Consider the following 19054-nt stretch of genomic DNA (forward strand, 5'->3'; position numbering starts at 1 on the left):
AGAAGGCATGATGAACTTAAACCTAGTTGCCAGAGGTCATGACTTGAGCCACGTACAAACCGTGGATGATTTAGCAAAAAAAGCGAGTCAACAAAACATTTCTACGCTACAATTAGCATTAAGCCGCTCGTTTCCTACACTTGCATCAGATGGACAAGCCATCAATGCCGGAATGGGTCATTACATGAAGCGAAGCCTCGCAAAAGAAGGGATAAGTGTCGGTATCTTAAGCTGTTATATCAATATGATCCACCCTGATCTCTCTGTTCGCGAAACGTTGCTTCGCCAGTTTGAACGATATCTCCAGTATGCTGCAAGCTTTGGAGCAACGATGGTCGCAACCGAGACGGGGAGCGTGAGTGAAGGGGGTTATACAGAGAAGAATTTTTCAGATGATGCCTTCGCACAAATCGTTGAAGCCATTCGCCGATTAGTACGTGCTGGAGAAAAACATCGAATGATGGTGGGGATCGAACCAGGGTTGAATCATCCGTTATATTCATTAGATCGTGTGGCAGAATTAATTGCAACGATTGATTCGGACTATCTAGGGATCATTTTAGACCCAACCAATCTGATCACTTCAGAAAACTATCATCAACAAGTAAGTTTAGTTGAAGAAGCTTTTGAACGTTTTGGAGAGAAAATTTGCGGATTACATTTGAAAGATTATATCGTTTCTAATGAAGGCGAGATCATTCCGGTTGATTTAGGTATGGGTGTGATCGATTATGAAGCAATCGTAAAGATCGCACAGAAATATCGTCCTTATCTCTATATCGTCTTAGAAGAAACGAAAGATGATGCATTAAAACAAGGTGTGTCCATATTGGAGCAAGTCACTGGATAAGAAAATAATGGAATGTATGATTGTTCAACAGTGAGCAATCGAAAAAGGGGGATAGACATGAAAAAGAAACCAATCAATGGAAAAGAAGTGAATACGATGATTTCGGATCAGTATGAGATCTATCATGTAAAAGATATCGTTAGTCAAAACAAAACGGTTTATCATCATCATGATTTCTATGAGATCCATGCTACTTTGGAAGGGGAAGCCATTTTTTATTTAGATGGTCGTCAGTTTACGATCCAATCAGGAAATGTCTTATTGATCCATTCAAGAGATCTACATCGGATCGTTCGTCAATCAACTGACGTATTCGAGCGTGTCTACATGTTTATCACCCCTGCATTCTTGGAGAGTCGTTCCACCAAGTGGTCCAATCTATCCGCCTGTTTTTGGCCAATCGGTGAACACCGAAGCCGGATACTACATATCGAACCACAAATATTAAAAGAAAAACTCGCTTTTATCGACCAAACGTTGGATCGTTCAGATTATGGTGCGGATATTCGTTATGAACAAGCATTAGTCGAATATTTGATTTTTCTAAATCGCATGGTACAGATCGAAGAACATATTCCGGAAGAAAATTTTACTGTACCAAATGAACGTTTAGAAAAAATGCTCCAATTTGTCGCAAAAAATCTGAGTGAACCACTTTCCCTTGAACAAATGGAAAAGGAATTTTTTATCAGTAAGTATCATGTGACACGAGAATTCAAAAAACATACTGGTTTTACATTCCATCAATACGTAATGAAGAAAAAACTACTTTATTCAAAACAACTATTAAGAGAGTACGGCAGTTCAAGTTCTGTTTATAGTAAATGTGGTTTCGCCTCCTATCCTCATTATTTACGTGCATTCAAAACCGAATTTGGCTTAACTCCGAAAGAATTTTTGAAAAAAGATCTCGCAGGAGAGTTTGTTCATTATACGCATTATGAAGAAGAAAACAAAGACCCCTTTTAAATTTGCTGTCTTTCCGATATAATTTCCTATATAGAAATAGGAGAGTGTAATATGGAAAATAAAAAACCTTATGGAACCGTTCTAATCAAAGCATCATATATTTTAGACTATCTAGCAGAGCATCCAGATGCTTCATTACAAGAAATTGCAAAAGGCATCGACATGACTTCCTCCACTACATTAAAAATCTTAGATACATTATCTTTGATTGGCTATGTAAATAAAAACCAAGAAAAAAATTATCGTTTAGGGGCGAAACTCGTACGATATGCAAACAAAAATATCGATCAAATCGATCTCGTTGAACGTACCTTGCCATTTTTGGAAAAACTACAACAAACAATTGATGAAACCATTCATCTAGGTATTTTAGACAACAACGAGATCCTCTATGTCAATAAGCTGGACCCTAAAAATCAAACGATCCGCATGTCTTCAAAAATCGGTATCACCAGACCTTTATATAGTTCAGCAATGGGGAAAGCTGTCTTAGCACATTTTACGGAAGAGCAATATCAACAGTATATCGAACAATGTCCTCTGATCCCCTTCACTGAATATACGATTACCAATCCATTAAAACTAAAAAAAGAAATCCAACAAGTCGAACAAACAAAAATCGCCTTCGATGATGAAGAAGTCGAAAAAGATATCTTTTGTATCGGGACTTCTTTAGTTCATGAAAACCAAGTAGTCGGAGCATTCAGTGTTAGTATGCCGAAATATCGATTGAGTGAAGAAAGCAAGGCTCAAATCATTCAAATGATCCTACAAACCAAAGAAGAAATCGAAAAAACTTTTGAAAAAAGCTAAAAAGCGTTTGCATTTTTTTATTCCTGCCGTATAATAAAGATGTAAATTTCTTTATTGTAAACTATAATTTCCAAATAAGAAATGGGTGGGAAAATGAAAAAAATGGAGATCTTATCTCGTTTAAAACAAGCGGGAGTTATTGCAGTCGTGCGAGGAGCAACAAATGAAGAAGCACTAAATGCTTGTCACGCCATTGTCAAGGGCGGAATAACAGGCATTGAATTGACCTTCACCGTGCCACAAGCAGATCAAGTAATCAAAGAATTAGTAACGACCTACAAAGACCAACAGGATGTGGTGATCGGTGCAGGGACAGTATTAGATGCTATTACTGCGCGTTTAGCGATTTTAGCAGGTGCTGAGTATATCGTCAGCCCGTGCTTTGATCAGGAGACTGCAGAACTATGTAATTTATACCAAATCCCTTATTTACCGGGATGTATGACGATCGATGAAATCAAAACAGCGCTCAAAAGTGGCGTAGACATCGTCAAACTATTTCCTGGAAGTGCTTTCGGACCAAGTATCATTTCTGCATTCAAAGCACCGATGCCTTATGTCAATATCATGCCTACTGGTGGGGTCAGTCTAGAAAATATGCAAGACTGGTTTGATGCAGGTGTGATCACTGTTGGTGTAGGTGGCAACTTATTGGCTCCAGCAGCACATGGAGATTTTGAGGAAGTAACAAAAGTCGCACAACAATATGCGACAAAAATGAAAGAAATCACGAGGTAATCGCTCATGGGAAGAGTAGTGACACTCGGAGAAATCATGCTACGCTTGTCGACAGAACAAGGGCAACGGTTGCAAGATAGTCGTCATTTTTGTGGGCATTACGGTGGTGGGGAAGCGAATGTCGCAATCTCACTAGCAAACTATGGACATACGGTTTCGTTCATGTCAAAAGTCCCAGAGCATTCACTGGGTCAGGCAGTCGAAAAACACTTACGAAGCTATGGGGTGGATACTAGCCTGCTGTTAAAAGGTGGCCCACGGCTTGGCACATATTATATGGAAACGGGGATCGGTGAACGTGCGGCTTCAGTCATTTATGATCGTGCCGGTTCCAGTTTCGCGGTGATGGATCGTTTGGAGTGGTCACTAGAAGACTGCTTTAAGGAAGTCGAACTATTCCATGTTTCAGGAATCACACCGGCACTATCAGAAAATTGGCGATGGCTGACAAAAGAAATCATGGAAGCAGCCAAACAAGCAGGTTGTCAAATCAGTTTTGATATCAATTATCGCGGCAAGCTGTGGACACAACAAGAAGCGGGGAAAGCGTTAGAACAATTATTACCACTCGTGGACATTTGTTCAGCCGGTGAGATGGATGCGCTTTATTTATTAGGGATACCAAAAGCACCTGAAACGACAGTAGATCCGCTTATTTATTATTACGAAAAAATGCAAGAAAAATTTCCCAACATCCAAACGTTTTACTCAACAAAACGCACGGTACATTCAGCGAGTGAAAATGATCTACAAGGTACCTTGTGGATGAAGGATAGCTATTTCGAATCGCCACTTCATCAAATCACTTCGATCGTGGATCGTGTGGGTGGAGGAGATGCGTTTGCTGGGGGATTGCTTCATGGGATTTTAGAAGAGATGCAGCCACAAGCGATCATTGATTTTGCGACTGCAGCCTCTGCATTGAAACACACCATTCATGGGGATTGCAACCAATTTAATCAAGCAGAAGTGGCTAGTTTTATCACTAGCGGTTCTGGAAAAATCATTCGATAAAGGAGAGTCTATCAACATGCAAGAAATGGAAACACGTTATACACATAGCCCAGAGGATATTCGTCATTATTCAACAGAACAATTGAGAAATGAATTTTTAGTAGAGAAAGTATTTGTTCCAGGGAAAATCAGTCTTACTTATACGCACAATGATCGTATGATCTTCGGCGGCGTAACACCAACAACTAGTCCATTAGAAATCAAACTAGATAAAGAACTAGGTGTTACTTATTTCCTAGAACGTCGCGAGCTTGGTGTGATCAATATCGGCGGACCTGGATTCATTGAAATCGACGGCGAAAAAGAAGAAATGAAGAAACAAGATGGGTATTACATCGGTAAAGAAACGGAGCATGTTGTCTTCTCCTCTGTAGATCCAGAGAATCCTGCAAAATTTTACATCAGTTCTGTGCCAGCTCATCACAAATACCCGAATGTAAAAATCAGCATCGATCAAGTGAAACCAATGGAAACAGGCGAAGGTGTCACATTGAATGAACGTAAAATCTACCAATATATCCATCCAAACGTCTGTGAAAGTTGTCAATTACAGATGGGTTATACCATTTTAGAACCTGGTAGTTCATGGAACACGATGCCTTGCCATACACATGAACGTCGCATGGAAGCGTATGTTTACTTTGATTATGCAAATGAAGATACACGTGTGTTCCATATGATGGGTAAACCAGATGAAACCAAACATCTAGTCGTAGATAATGAACAAGCCGTGATTTCACCAAGCTGGTCGATCCACTCAGGAGTTGGCACAAGCAATTATTCGTTTATCTGGGCAATGTGTGGTGAAAATATCACCTATACAGATATGGATATGGTATCAATGGATCAATTGAAATAGGAAAGGAAGATAAAAATGTCATTCAATATGGATATGTTTCGCTTAGACAATAAAGTCGCTTTAATCACCGGTGCGGTATACGGAATCGGTTTTGAGATCGCTCGCTCATTAGCGGAAGCTGGAGCAACGATCGTCTTCAATAATTTAACGCAAGAATCAGTAGATGAAGGGATTGCCAACTACAAAGAAATTGGCATCGAAGCAAAAGGCTATGTTTGTGATGTGACGGATGAGTCAGCTGTACAAGCAATGGTCAAACAAATCAAATCAGAAGTTGGTCCAATCGATATTTTGGTCAACAATGCAGGTATCATCAAGCGTACACCAATGATCGAAATGGATGCGGCGGATTTCCGTCAAGTCATCGACGTAGACTTGAATGCACCATTTATCATGTCAAAAGCAGTCATCCCAGATATGATTGAAAAAGGTGGCGGGAAAATCATCAATATTTGTTCAATGATGAGTGAACTTGGCCGTGAGACAGTAAGTGCTTATGCTGCTGCTAAAGGCGGATTGAAAATGTTGACGAAAAATATTGCTTCAGAATATGGACAATACAACATTCAATGTAATGGGATCGGACCTGGTTATATCGCGACGCCGCAAACAGCGCCATTAAGAGAAACACAAGAAAACGGGGAACGTCATCCATTTGACCAATTCATCGTTGGACGTACACCAGCTGCTCGTTGGGGCGACCCAATCGACTTAGCTGGCCCATCTGTCTTCCTAGCATCAAGTGCCTCTGATTTTGTTAACGGACATATCTTGTATGTAGATGGCGGTATCTTAGCTTATATTGGAAAACAACCATAATAAACAAAAAATGGCGAGTGCATACGATGCACTCGTCATTTTTATTTGCGTCGACCATATTTTGATAATGGGATGTCTCTGGCTTCACACCATTCTTTGACAGGGCCAGACAAAATCAAGGATTGCTTCGTTAAATCACTCGTTTTTGTTGCACCGACCATGGCATAGAGCATCCGTAGTTCTTCTTGCCACTGTGTCATAAGGGAAATTGTCTCCTCAACACCGTGTGTCATGTAATGCGTCAAGATCGTTCCGGAAATCCCTACAGCATTCGCACCAAGGCACAATGCTTTAAAGATATCATAAGCATTTCGTATGCCACCCGAAGCAATGATTTCGGCGGCTGTATTCGCTTCGTTCGCTTCAAGTAAGGAGGACACAGTAGACTGGCCCCAATCGGTCAAATAAGCCAATTCACGTTTTTTACGACGAGCATTTTCGATTTGTGTGAAGCTGGTTCCGCTACGTCCGCTGACATCAATCGTCTTGATACCTAGTTCAGACAGTTCAATGATGGTCTCCCTCGTCATCCCAAAGCCTACTTCTTTTACGATCACTGGAACATCAAGAGTTTGTTGGATTTCTGCAATCAGTTCTTTCCATTGCGAAAAATCGCGATCCCCTTCAGGCATGACTAATTCTTGTGGTGCATTTAAATGGATCTGTAATGCATCCGCTTGGAAGAGTTGTACAGCTTCTTGGGCACGTGCGACAGAAGTACCAGCACCGACATTCGCTAAAATCTTCCCTTCAGGATAGACCTCCCGCATCACCGTATAAGAATCTGTCAAGGAAGGATCTTTCAAGGCGGCGCTGACAGAACCGGTAGCAATCATCAACCTAGCACTTTTAGCAATCTGTGCAAGGTCATGATTGATCTTTTTTGTTTTTTCGCTACCGCCAGTCATGGCATTGATATAGAAAGGACTAGAAAGAGTAAAACCTGCAACTTCTGTCTTCAAAGACACTTCAGCAACCTTGCTTTGTGGAAGTGGACGATGAACAAGTCGAACGAAGTCGAATTCATTTATCTGTTTGTTGTGAAATGCTTTGGCTAATGATACATGTTCATCTTTTCGATTCATAACTTGTCCTCTTTCTGTTGATGGTAGACATGTAATGGAAGTGGGGTGATCTCAGCTTCTTCCCAAGCACTCATCAATGGAAGGATACCTGATTTTTGGTCCACGATCACGATGCCACAATCCCCACCGCCAGCGCCAGAAGATTTTGCCGCGCCTTCAAACTGTTCAGCTAGACAACATAATTTATTTAATGCCGGCGTTTCAATCAATACGCCAGTGATGGCAGACAGGTCACGCAATAATTCACGGTTTTTACGAATCATTTCTTGGATCAGAGCAACATCATTTTCTTTGAATCCTTGGATCATCGTGTTGACGCAAAGCGTACTATCTTCGAGAAATTGTTGATACGCCGCCATTTTATCTTCGCGAGAGCGATGCACTTGGTCCACTAAGTCGGAAGTAGAGGCAGGACTGCCAGTCCAACCAATCAATAAACGGAGATCTTCCGGAGTGTGTAAGGATTCAATGGATAAACCAGGCCAATCGAGCGCTAATAATTCACTGATCGATTTATTTGTTTCCTGTTCTTTGAGCCATTGGTGGTCAAAAGTGGAAAAAGCGATCCAACCACCATAACAGCTAGCCGCAATATCACCACAAGAACCATTGTCTTGGACAGCTAGATTAGCTAAGGCTGCAATTTTAAAAATCTCAAGCTGAGATAAATTCAGTGCGTAAAATTGGTTCAATGCTCGAACAGTCGCTACCGCAACTGCACCACTAGAACCAAGTCCATACTTCCTACCGTTTGAGCTATCCAATTCACTTGTTACCTTCAAATCATAAAATGAAAGAAGAATGTTTTTTTCCTGTGCATATTTCTCAGTTAAACGTATAGCAGCAAGGATATAATGGAACGGATTTTCACGGATATCCAAAACGAGTTCGCCTTTTCGTCTTGTCCAGCGCACAGGCATCTCACTGTATTGTGCAGATTGGATACTTCCTACTTTGCGAGCAGCTTCCACTGTTACTGTGACGAATTGATCGACTGCCACGATGATTGCCGGATGTCCCGTTTCGACAACTGCGTATTCTCCAGCGATATAAAGTTTTCCAGGTGCAGATACTTCAACCATAACAATCTCCCTTTATTCAATAATCGTGATTCCTTGCCCCGCATGAGCAAGTATCACTTGTTGACGGCTAAATAATTCAATGAATTTTGCTTGAACAGCCGTTTGATTTTTCTTTTCAACTAACACTTTGACATTAGGCCCCGCATCCATCGTGAAATAGCAAGGAATGCCTGAAGCACGTAGTTCACGAACTGCTTGCATCGCCTTTAGGCTATCTGGAGACCAATAGGTGAAGGGCGGATTAGCAGCTAACGTGGTGCCGTGCATTTTTAACCCGTTTCGCTCCATGACTTCGCCCACTGTTTGGAACGACTTTTCAGCGATTGCTTGTTTCAGCTCCATTAGATCTGTTTCGACTGAATCAAGCCACCCTTGATAAAAATGCGAAGTCTCCACTGTTCGACGCATCCCATCACGACTGGATACATCTTTTTGTTGGTCATTGATCAATACAAATACCATGGCGAGCTCTTCTTCAAATCCATTAGAAGGGATTTGTTGCGCGTAAGAGGTTTGGTCATCATGGCCTTTTTCCCATTCCACGAAGCCTCCAAAAATACTGCGACAAGCAGAGCCAGAACCCCGACGAGCGAGTCTAGAGAGGGCTTGCTCATCAAGATTTAGCCCTAAGGCTTCATTACAGGCACCAGCCAATGCAGCTAGTCCGCTTGCAGAAGAAGCTAGACCTGCGGCTGTTGGAACAAAGTTGTGACTGATCACTTTAGCGCGTTTGTTTGTATTCGCTTGTATGCGTACAAGATCAAGGAAGCGACTGATTTTTTTTGTTGCTGCTTCTGTTTGTAATTCATGATCTAAATAGAACAGATCGTCTGTGAACGTATCTGAAAAAATCACTTCGGTTTCTGTATAGAAGGCATCGAGAGTGAGAGATAAACTGTTGTTCATCGGAAGAATCAATTCTTCGTTTTTCTTGCCCCAATATTTGATCAAGGCGATATTTGTATAAGCACGGGCTTTACCACTAAGCATAGGTATGTACTCCTAATCCTTGAATCCAAGTTTCAGCTGCGCCTGCTTGTATTAGTGCGTGGCTGATTTCTTGAGCTTCTGTTTTTGTTTGTGCTAAAGCAATCATACATCCACCACGTCCGCCACCGGTCAATTTTGCACCTAAAGCGCCAGCAGCACGTGCGGTAGCGATCAGAGTGTCTAAAAAGTCATTACTGATCGTTAAACTTTTTAGAATGTGCTGGGCATCATTCATTGCTTCAGCTAGCTTTTCTGGTGAGTTGTCGATAATTGCTTTTTTAGCTTGTTTCGTCAAGTATCCTAGTTGTTGGATTTTTTGTCCAGTTTTCTGCGCATCTTTTTCAAAAAGGTGAGCCACATCTTTTACAGCTGCACGTGTTTGACCTTTGATTCCCGTATCAGCAACGATCAAAAAAGCATCGATATTCAACGCAAAATAATCAAAAGGATGTCCTTTTGTAAAATAAATAGGTTCGTATCCACTTGTTGCGGCAGCATCGATTCCACTGGGATTTCCATGAGCGATTTTTTCAGAAACTTGCACATGTGCCAATAGTTGTTCTCGTGATAACGGCAACTCATAGGCGGAATAAAAAGCCCTTGTGATCGCAGTGGCTACAGCTGCACTGGAACCCATCCCGCGTTCTGCAGGGACGGTACTTTCAATCGTCAAACGCAATGTGTCTTGCACATGATAGTGGCTTTTCAGTCCAGCAATCAGCTGTTTGATATTGTTCAACGCATGTGGTGCGTCATTTAAATTTCCTATATAGTAGGAAGAAATAAGTTGATCTTTATTGAATGATGGGAGTGCTTCAAGTGTAGCCGTTACTTTTGTTGCATAAAACGGAAAGGCAATGGCAGGCTCGCCGTAAACGACAGCATGCTCACCCATTAAAATCAGTTTTCCACTCGATTCCCCTTGGCCATGAATTGCCATAGTACAACTCCTTCTTTTCCTCTGAGAGTAGCTTTTAAACAAAAAATAAAGCGCCTATTACTACGTGCGCGATGTTTGTCCAAAAAAACAGTCCTTCTTTATTTTACTAAAACCAGTCAAGAAGTAAAATAAAGAATACGATTTCTCGACAAAAAACGCGATTTTCTTAATAAAATTTTGATTTTTCTTAGGAAAGAATCTTGTCGATTTCGTTTGACACCACAAGATATTGGGGTTATATTTAGAAACATGAGAAAAAAACACTGTATTTAGTGGGAGAAGTGAGTTGGAGGGAAATGAGTGTGATTGTTTTAGCAGGAACGATAGGAGCAGGGAAATCAAGCTTAACAAAAATGATTGCTGACCATTTTAAGAGTCAGGCGTTTTACGAATCGATCGATGACAACGAAGTATTGCCTTTGTTTTATGCAAACCCTGAACAATATGCGTTTTTATTGCAAATTTATTTTTTGAATAAGCGATTTGCAAGTATCAAGCAAGCGATGCAAGAGGATAACAATGTGTTAGACCGTTCGATCTATGAGGATTCATTATTGTTTCATTTAAATGCAGATCTTGGTCGAGCGACAGCAACAGAAGTCCAAGTCTACGATGAATTATTGGCAAACATGATGGAAGAATTGCCCTATGCGGCATCGAAAAAACATCCCGATCTATTGGTTCATATTCGTGTATCTTTTTCAACCATGTTAGAACGGATCGAAAAAAGAGGTCGGTCATACGAGCAGCTTTCTTTTGACCCTAGTCTCTATGAGTATTATCAAGAGTTGAATCGCCGTTATGATGAATGGTATGAAGCTTATGATGAAAGTCCTAAGATTCAAATCGACGGTGACTGCTTGAACTTTGTGGAAGATGAAGCAGCAAAAGTGCAAGTGTTACAAATGATCGAAGAAAAACTAACAGATATCCGTGAAGAATTAAGTGTCTAAAACTGTTCTGACGTTAGCGAAACTTTTATTTGCTCAAATAAAGAAATCACAAAAAAGGCAACCACGAATGAGTGATTGCCTCTTTTTTTTATTTAAATCGTTGTTTAGTCGAACAAAGGGTAGTGTGTTGATTTATTTAGGGTAGAATAATGAGTGAGCAATTCCTGGTGCCCAGTTTGTATCACCGTAGTTCAAGTGAGACTGCCAAGTAATATAAGTCACACCATTGTGGACTACCTCTTCACCAGCTGTATAAGAAACAGGTGAGAAGAAGCTTCCTACTGTCCATTGACGTCCTGTAACGACTTCACCGCCGCCGTTTCCGCCATCGCCACCGTTTTCGTCACCGCCGCCATTTTCATCGCGATCAGTTGTGATTGTTAGTGTATTACTTGCATCTGAAACATCGCCTTCGTTGCTGATTGCGCGTACTACAAATGAGTATTGTGTTTCAGCTTTTAATCCTTCTACTTCAAAAACAGTTTCAGTTGTTGAACCAATTACTTGGCCATCACGCAAGATTTCGTACTCTTTGATTCCTTTTGAGTGAGTAGAAGCTCCCCACATCAATGAAACGCTAGAACTTGTCTGACCCATTGAGTGTAAGTGGCTAGGTGCAGTTGGTTTTTCTTCTGTAGTTTCAGATAAAGTTGTAACAGATAAAGCTGTTCTTTCAGAAACTAGCCCTGTTTGTCCAACTGCTTCGATCTCATATCTATATGTAGTTTCTGCAGTTAGGTTTTGATCGCTGAAATCTGGTGAAGCTGTGTTTCCTAATAATTGACCATCACGGTAAACGTTGAATGATGAAGCATTCGCTTGTCCATCCCAAGTCAATTGAGTTGTTGAAGAAGTTACGTTAGTAGTACGAACGTTACGTGGTGCTGTTGGTGCTACTGGGATTGCTGAATCACCTTTCAAGTTCACATCGATTACTTGGTAGAATGCCATTCGTGTATCGTCGATATCCCAAACTGCTAGAACAACATGGTAACCAAGACGATCATTAGGGATATTCACTGAATGTGATGGATTTGTTGAAGCTTGAGCCCCACCATGGTTGATCGTTGTTAACAATTCAAAATCGCTACGATCTAACTGATCATTTGGATTCCAATCAGCTTTTGTGATGTAGTAATGCCATTTAGTTGTGCTGTGTGATTGTGTATAGCGCCAAGTGAATGTATTAGGACCTGTGTTCAAGTCTTGTTTTGTCCACATAGTCGAAGTTTGACGGTCTAAGTTGAAGTTGTTTCCAACTGCACCGCTTGCAGAAGCAATCTGTCCGTCAGCAGGACCAGCTGCTGGGTAGCCTTTCAATGCTTCTAATGATTGTGGTTCATAAATCACTGGACCGTATTTTGCTAATGCTGCATTATGGTTCACATTACGGTCTAAGTGACCTTGGTATGAACGACTGATCGGTGACTGCACATAACCGTGAGCTGAAGCGTCTTGGCCTCCGATAGATAAACCTACTCCTACTAAAACGCTAGAGCATAGAACTGTTGCTAAAATTTGTTTTTTCATGTTTCCCTCCATAGATAAAATGATATTTTAGATAACTAATAAGGTCGATGAGTATGACTCGTACGATGTGTCTTGTTGTTATCTGTATTTAATATTATCAGAGAATTGGACTATTGGATAATCTGTTTATACCGAACATTAGGTAAAATTGGGTCTTGACTTCAGATGATAGTGTTTTTATCCAAAACATGAATAAATATTGATTTAAAGGCATTTTTGTTGTCTTTTTTATTTGCTATTAGTTATTTATTTTGTATAATAAATAACTAAGAAAAAATAAAAAGATAAAATTTGATTCTAATTGAGAAAGCTTGTAGTGACGTTTATAGTTATTTTTTAACGTTTGCTTATTTTTTTAAATATATCTTTTTATTGGCTGTTTTATTCCTTTTTTATGGATTTGACCATCAATTTTTTGGTCTGAGATTGTGATAGGAGCGTTCGGTCTTATTATCGAAAAAAGTCAAATTAGAATATCGTTTATTTGGATTCAAGAGTTTCGAGAGGACTAAATACCACCTCTCAAGCAATTCTAGATATTTTATCTATTTATAGAAGGAACTGGATACGAAGAGGGAGAGAATGTGTTTTGCAATCTGTGATAATGGATAAGCGCTTTGAAAAAAACAGCACCTGTAATATTCGTCTCGAATGTTACAGGTACTAGCTTATTTTTGAGGCAAAGAAAGTTGTTCTAGCCTCATTCTTATAGGGTTTTGTTTACGTGGAATGTTTTCTATATTATCGTTTTAATTACGTTGATAAGGTTTATTTTATTTAGGATAGAATAAAGCATGAGCAATTCCTGGCGCCCAGTTTGTATCACCATAGTTCAAGTGAGATTGCCAAGTGATGTATGTCACACCGTTGTGAACAACTTCTTCGCCTGCTGTATAAGAAACCGGTGCGAATAAGCTTCCTACTGTCCATTGACGTCCTGGAGTGACTTCACCGCCACCGTCGCCACCATTGTCATCGCGATCTGTCGTAATAGATAACGCATTGCTTGCATCAGATAGTTCATCCGTATTGCTGACTGCGCGAACCACGAATGAGTAGGCAGTGTTTGCAGCTAATCCAGACACTTCGTATTCTGTTTCTTTTGTTGAACCAATCAATTGATTGTTACGGTAGATGTTGTATTGTTTGATTCCTTTTGAATGAGTAGAAGCGCCCCACATCAATGAAACACTTGAACTTGTTTGACCCATTGAGTGTAAGTGAGTCGGTGTAGTTGGTTTTTCTTGTGTATTTTCTGTTGCAGTTTTTACTGTCAAAGCTGTTTTAGCAGAGACTAAGCCAGTTTGTCCAACTGCTTCGATTTCATAGTTATAAGAAGTATCTGCAGTTAAGTTTGTATCATTGAAATCTGGCGATGATGTATTTCCGACCAATGCGCCATCACGATAAACATTATAAGATGCAGTGTTCGCTTGACTATTCCAAGCTAATTGGACAGTTGAAGAAGTTACATTCGTCGCACGCACGTTTTGTGGTGCTGTTGGTGCTACTGGAATCGCTGAATCACCTTTCAAGTTGACATCAACTACTTGATAGAAGGCACCGCCTGTATCGTGAATGTCCCATACAGCTAAAACAACATGATAACCGATACGGTCGTTTGGAATGTTGACTGTGTGGTTACGATTATTTGCAGAAGCAGTTCCATCATGTTGGATTTCTGTGATCAGCTCTAAATCGCTACGTTTCAGTGGTGCATTCGGGTTCCAACCTACTTTAGTAATGTAATAATGCCATTTAGTTGTACGGTGAGATTGTGTATAGCGCCATCTGAATGTATTCACGCCTGTATCTAAGTTTTGTCTTGTCCACATTGTTTCTGTTTGATTATCTAGCAAAAAGCTTCCGCCAACCGCTCCGTTTGCAGAAGCGATACGACCGTCGACAGGACCTCTTTCTGGGAATCCCTTACCAGCTTCTAATGATTGTGGTTCATAAATGACAGGACCATATTTTGCTGCTGCAGCGGATAAATTAACATTACGATCTAAGTGTCCTTGATACGCACGACTGATCGGTGATTCGACATAACCGTGAGCAGAAGCGTCTTGTTCTCCAATCGCTAAGCTTGCTCCAAATAAGATCCCCGAGCATAAAACTGTACCCAAAATTTGTTTTTTCATTTTTTCCTCCATATGTAAATAAGATTTAGATAACATATATTGAACGATGAGTTTCGTAATTATCATTTTTTTGTGTTATCTGAAATTAAGATTATCAAAAAAAATAAGTAGTTACGAATCAGTTTATACCGATGTGTAGGTAAAAAAATAATAGGAGCATAAATAATACGGTTTGTTATAATGTTGATTTTTAAGGGTTTTAGTACCTTTTTTGAAAACGTAAATAAATTTTTGATAAAAGGATACTTTTTAGGGGAGTAAGAAATGAATGATTTGTTCAGGTTTTGTTGTAGTTATCTTAAAATAAAAGAAATGGAATTATATAAAACGTGGATGGAGTAGTAGCAGAAGGGATTCATATTCGATTGGTGATATGCGGAACAACAGTCCATTTAGAATGCGTACAAGATGGGGAAGTGCTACGATCAAATAGAAAAAAGTGAAGAAATGATTGACAAAAAGAAATAGATTTGGTATGATAATTAAGTTGAGAAATAAAAGCAGAAGCACCCGCTTCTCGCCTTAGTTGATACAGTCACTGGGCTAGATAGTTTTCATCTATATGTAGTATAGATGGAGTACGTGCGGGTTCTATCAAAAGAACTCGTTTTTTTTATTGCCGTTCATTCGGTAAGCTTTTCTTTCTCTCATAATATTTGGAGGTGAATGACCATAGCAAAGGATATGATGGTTAACGACGGCATTCGTGCACGTGAATTACGATTGATCGGTTCAGATGGTGAGCAATTAGGAGTTAAGTCAAAAGCAGAAGCATTGCAAATTGCAGAACAATCAAACTTGGATCTTGTGTTAGTTGCTCCAGGTGCGAAACCACCAGTAGCGCGAATCATGGACTACGGAAAATACCGTTTCGAGCAACAAAAGAAAGACCGCGAAGCGCGTAAAAAACAAAAAGTGATCAATGTAAAAGAAGTTCGTTTAAGTCCAACGATTGATTTGAATGACTTCAATACAAAACTTCGTAATGCACGTAAGTTCTTAGAGAAAGGCGATAAAGTGAAAGCTTCTATCCGTTTCAAAGGCCGTGCCATTACCCACAAAGAAATTGGTCAAAAAGTCTTGGATCGCTTAGCTGAAGAAACTGCTGATATTGCAACAGTGGAACAAAAAGCGAAAATGGACGGACGCAGCATGTTCTTGACGCTGGCACCGAAAAACGACAGTAAGTAATTTGAATGACTAACTGATTGTTGGACAGTCAATAGTCGGATAACGAAAGATTTTGAGGAGGAAATATAGTCATGCCAAAACAAAAAACACACCGCGGATCAGCAAAACGTTTCAAACGTACTGGTAAAGGCGGATTGAAACGCTTCCGTGCGTTTACAAGTCACCGTTTCCACGGTAAAACTAAAAAACAACGCCGTCAATTACGTAAAGCGCGCATGGTTTCTAGTGGCGATTTCAAACGTATTCGTCAACAACTAGCAAAAATGAAATAAGAACGTAAAATAACTGAAATTTAAAGATTTATTTTTATTAGGAGGAATTATACATGGCACGTGTAAAAGGTGGAACAGTAACTCGTAAACGTCGCAAAAAAATGCTGAAATTAGCAAAAGGTTACTACGGTTCAAAACACACTTTATTTAAAACAGCAAAAGAACAAGTAATGAATTCATACAACTACGCATATCGCGATCGTCGTCAAAAGAAACGCGACTTCCGCAAATTGTGGATCGCTCGTATCAACGCAGCGGCTCGTATGAATGGCTTAAGCTACTCAAAATTGATGCACGGTTTGAAATTAGCTGAAATCGACATCAACCGCAAAATGTTAGCTGACTTGGCTGTCCATGATGCAGCAGCATTTACTGCATTAGCTGACCAAGCAAAAGACGCTTTAAGCAAATAATCGAACTAACGTTGGTACACCAACGTTTACCCCGCCTTTATTGAGCGGGGTTTTTATTTTCATTAATTTGTTATTCCATAACGAATCACGTCTTTATTTTAAAGATCTAAAAGAATTTGAAAATTAATATAAATAAATTGACGAATAGTGTTCCTTGATTTAAGAGCATCCAACGATTTAAAATGTTATAATAATATTCATAAGTAATCACTTAAATAATTGTTGGAAGGGAAGAACAAAATGAATCGAATAATCGATAGTATCTGCAAACATAAGAAGATGATTGTGATAGTTTCTGTTTACGTAGTCATGGTCATCTTGAATTTTTTAACGCCATTGATTGCAGATGATATTGAATACATGTACAAAACAACAAGTTTTTCAACTATTCTCCATGACGAATATATGCAATACATGAATTGGACAGGTCGATCAGTGGTCCATATCATTGCGCGTTTATTTTTATTGATGCCAAAAATCGTATTCAATTTTATGAATCCATTGATTTATGTATTACTAACTATTTTGATCTATAAAATATCAACTAAAGATAATAAGAATTTTTATGTGTTTAAATATTTAATGATCAATTTGTTGATTTGGTTATTTGTCCCAACTTTCGGACAAACGATCTTATGGGAGACTGGAGCGGCAAATTATCTATGGGGTGGCATCCTCATTATTAGTTTCCTTTCTATGTATCACCGCTATTATACAAATGGCCGAGAATTACCATTTAATCAACCGTTACAGATTATTTTTATGACAGTTTTAGGGATACTTGCCGGATGGTGTAATGAAAATACATCTGGTGGAGCAATTCTTGTTGTTTTAGGGTATATCTATTTTATCTATAAAGAGAAAAGACCGTTTAAGGTATGGTTGTTTTCAGGCTTAGGTGGAGCAATCTTTGGATTATTGATGATGGTTGCGGCTCCAGGGAATGCGATACGAGCAACGTACTTTGACCGTAGTGCATGGTCGCTTCCTCACAAGCTATATTCTGGTTTTTCTACAATCACACGAACTCTTTACGAAAACAGTTTGCAATTATTTGTTTTAGCGGCTATTTTAATTGCATTAGGTATTATTTTTAACCAACATAAAAACTGGTTCCGACTTTCGTATGTATATGTACTTGCCGGACTAGCAACTATCTATGTATTGTCTCTTTCACCAACAGGACTTAACTGGGGGCGTTCATTTTTTGGAGGCGCATTGTATATTATCATTGCGATGTTAATCGAATGGCCAGATAAATTAACGAAGACGACAGCTGGAAGTTTTTATAGTGTGATCAGCTCAGTTCTCATTGTTCAGTTTTTATTTTCCTTTGTCTTAGGTGTGCATGGGATCATTCAGTCTTATCGTGATATCAACGAACAATATAGGTATGTGGAGAGCCAGAAAAAGCAAGGGAATCTGAATTCTTTGATCGCTGATTTCAATGCAAATGAAGGGATGCCCTATCCAGCATATTCTAGCGCGCTGTCACACGTTGGCGCGAGCATAGACTCCCAGATCAACCGTTCAAATGCTAAATATTTTGACTTAGAGACGATTCGATCGGTTTCTAAAGATGCTTGGAATACGATTTATAAAAATGGAGATCCAACCTTGATGAACATTTGGGATTATCAGGAATATCTAAAAGAATTAGAAGACTCAGATTATACAGTTCTGATTGCTGGTGCAGGGGAGTCCCAACAAATGAGTGAAGCTTTAGCAGTGGAAATAGCAAAACTTTTACCGGATCTTGATTTACAGAAGTTTACTCATGACTGGAATTTTACTGGTATTCATCAAGCGAATCAGAGTCCTATTCTTGCGCAAAATGAAAATTATAATGAGGTTAATCAAAAACTCACTGATAAGAACATCTCAATGGTTTCTAGTTTTACATCTTATGAGGAGCAACAATTTTCTAGAATTAAAATCGACGGCGTTGATGTATCAAGAAATAAAACAGGTGTCAATATTATTGTATTATCTGAGGACGGTCGGATCATGGATGCGGTAAACATCGCTTCAAATGAACAGGGAGTGACCGTTTCAAGATAAATATAGGATTTAAAGTAAAACACGTCTAAGCTTGCTTAGGTGTGTTTTTTTATATCTATCATTCTTCAATAAAATTTCTGTTATCTATAAATAGATTGAAATAACCCAATAAATAAAGTACATGATATTTTTTTGAAAAGAGAGGTGATCATTGCTTATTTTTTATCTTAGATAGTAAATCTATTTATATAGTTAGCTAAATGAAATGTTTTTTGAAAAAACATTTTAGTAGCCCATAATGAATCTTCTTTAATCATATGTCCTTGTTCTGTCGTCAATATTTAATGAAAGCGATTTCTCGGTGAGGTAGAATGAACCCAACTGATATATC

18 protein-coding genes and 1 other annotated feature are annotated in these 19054 nt (G+C 39.3%); of the genes, 12 read left to right on the top strand and 6 right to left on the bottom strand.

The window, feature by feature from the left end:
• Positions 1–10: 10 nt before the first annotated feature.
• The 7 genes from CUS89_RS08935 to CUS89_RS08965 all read left to right on the top strand — a co-directional run bounded on the left by CUS89_RS08935 (position 11) and on the right by CUS89_RS08965 (position 6062).
• Entirely contained in the window at positions 11–850 is an 840-nt protein-coding gene (locus tag CUS89_RS08935; protein ID WP_104871848.1) for a sugar phosphate isomerase/epimerase family protein, read from the top strand.
• Between the two features lie 57 nt (positions 851–907).
• Positions 908–1819: an AraC family transcriptional regulator gene (locus CUS89_RS08940; protein WP_104871849.1), complete on the top strand. Its 912-nt coding sequence runs from the start codon at positions 908–910 to the stop codon at positions 1817–1819.
• Positions 1820–1870: 51 nt separating this feature from the next.
• Positions 1871–2632, top strand: coding sequence for an IclR family transcriptional regulator (locus CUS89_RS08945; RefSeq protein WP_104871850.1), 762 nt, complete (start codon positions 1871–1873; stop codon positions 2630–2632).
• Positions 2633–2725: 93 nt separating this feature from the next.
• Positions 2726–3370, top strand: a complete 645-nt coding sequence (locus CUS89_RS08950) for a bifunctional 4-hydroxy-2-oxoglutarate aldolase/2-dehydro-3-deoxy-phosphogluconate aldolase (protein WP_181055343.1) — start codon at positions 2726–2728, stop codon at positions 3368–3370.
• A gap of 6 nt (positions 3371–3376) precedes the next feature.
• The gene (locus CUS89_RS08955; RefSeq protein ID WP_104871851.1) at positions 3377–4384 is read left to right on the top strand and encodes a sugar kinase; all 1008 of its coding nucleotides are present in this window, start codon (positions 3377–3379) and stop codon (positions 4382–4384) included.
• Between the two features lie 16 nt (positions 4385–4400).
• Positions 4401–5243, top strand: a complete 843-nt coding sequence (gene kduI / locus CUS89_RS08960; protein WP_071866140.1) for a 5-dehydro-4-deoxy-D-glucuronate isomerase — start codon at positions 4401–4403, stop codon at positions 5241–5243.
• 15 nt (positions 5244–5258) lie between these two features.
• On the top strand, positions 5259–6062 hold the full coding sequence (locus CUS89_RS08965; protein ID WP_019722411.1) for a gluconate 5-dehydrogenase: 804 nt from the start codon (positions 5259–5261) through the stop codon (positions 6060–6062).
• A 41-nt stretch (positions 6063–6103) separates the two neighbouring features.
• On the opposite strand, the gene fni is transcribed toward CUS89_RS08965, so the two are convergent.
• The 4 genes from fni to mvk are packed head-to-tail and all read right to left on the bottom strand — an operon-like array spanning position 6104 to position 10159.
• Entirely contained in the window at positions 6104–7147 is a 1044-nt protein-coding gene (fni, locus tag CUS89_RS08970) for a type 2 isopentenyl-diphosphate Delta-isomerase (protein WP_104871852.1), read from the bottom strand.
• The gene (locus CUS89_RS08975) at positions 7144–8229 is read right to left on the bottom strand and encodes a phosphomevalonate kinase (protein WP_065096918.1); all 1086 of its coding nucleotides are present in this window, start codon (positions 8227–8229) and stop codon (positions 7144–7146) included. Before CUS89_RS08975 ends, fni begins: the two co-directional genes overlap by 4 nt.
• A 12-nt stretch (positions 8230–8241) precedes the next feature.
• A complete protein-coding gene (mvaD, locus tag CUS89_RS08980; RefSeq protein WP_104871853.1) occupies positions 8242–9219 on the bottom strand; it encodes a diphosphomevalonate decarboxylase in 978 nt (325 codons plus the stop codon).
• Positions 9212–10159, bottom strand: a complete 948-nt coding sequence (gene mvk, locus CUS89_RS08985; RefSeq protein WP_104871854.1) for a mevalonate kinase — start codon at positions 10157–10159, stop codon at positions 9212–9214. The genes mvaD and mvk overlap by 8 nt, the downstream gene beginning before the upstream one ends.
• A gap of 296 nt (positions 10160–10455) precedes the next feature.
• Between mvk and CUS89_RS08990 the strand changes: the two genes are divergently transcribed.
• Complete coding sequence (locus tag CUS89_RS08990) at positions 10456–11112, top strand: deoxynucleoside kinase (RefSeq protein ID WP_065096921.1); 657 nt, start codon at positions 10456–10458, stop codon at positions 11110–11112.
• A gap of 132 nt (positions 11113–11244) precedes the next feature.
• On the opposite strand, the gene CUS89_RS08995 is transcribed toward CUS89_RS08990, so the two are convergent.
• The gene (locus CUS89_RS08995; RefSeq protein WP_104871855.1) at positions 11245–12642 is read right to left on the bottom strand and encodes a lytic polysaccharide monooxygenase; all 1398 of its coding nucleotides are present in this window, start codon (positions 12640–12642) and stop codon (positions 11245–11247) included.
• A 773-nt stretch (positions 12643–13415) separates the two neighbouring features.
• Positions 13416–14786, bottom strand: a complete 1371-nt coding sequence (locus tag CUS89_RS09000) for a lytic polysaccharide monooxygenase (protein WP_104871856.1) — start codon at positions 14784–14786, stop codon at positions 13416–13418.
• Positions 14787–15278: 492 nt separating this feature from the next.
• Positions 15279–15408 (top strand) — a sequence feature (ribosomal protein L20 leader region).
• Positions 15409–15452: 44 nt separating this feature from the next.
• On the opposite strand from CUS89_RS09000, the gene infC reads away from it, so the two are divergent.
• The 4 genes from infC to CUS89_RS09020 all read left to right on the top strand — a co-directional run bounded on the left by infC (position 15453) and on the right by CUS89_RS09020 (position 18723).
• The gene (gene infC, locus CUS89_RS09005) at positions 15453–15977 is read left to right on the top strand and encodes a translation initiation factor IF-3 (protein ID WP_010736567.1); all 525 of its coding nucleotides are present in this window, start codon (positions 15453–15455) and stop codon (positions 15975–15977) included.
• Between the two features lie 71 nt (positions 15978–16048).
• Complete coding sequence (rpmI, locus tag CUS89_RS09010; protein WP_010736566.1) at positions 16049–16249, top strand: 50S ribosomal protein L35; 201 nt, start codon at positions 16049–16051, stop codon at positions 16247–16249.
• 53 nt (positions 16250–16302) lie between these two features.
• The gene (gene rplT / locus CUS89_RS09015) at positions 16303–16662 is read left to right on the top strand and encodes a 50S ribosomal protein L20 (RefSeq protein ID WP_104871857.1); all 360 of its coding nucleotides are present in this window, start codon (positions 16303–16305) and stop codon (positions 16660–16662) included.
• Between the two features lie 240 nt (positions 16663–16902).
• Entirely contained in the window at positions 16903–18723 is a 1821-nt protein-coding gene (locus CUS89_RS09020; protein ID WP_104871858.1) for a DUF3329 domain-containing protein, read from the top strand.
• Positions 18724–19054: the final 331 nt, after the last annotated feature.

The sequence above is a fragment of the Enterococcus mundtii genome (assembly GCF_002947535.1).
Classification (GTDB): Bacteria; Bacillota; Bacilli; order Lactobacillales; family Enterococcaceae; genus Enterococcus_B; species Enterococcus_B mundtii_B.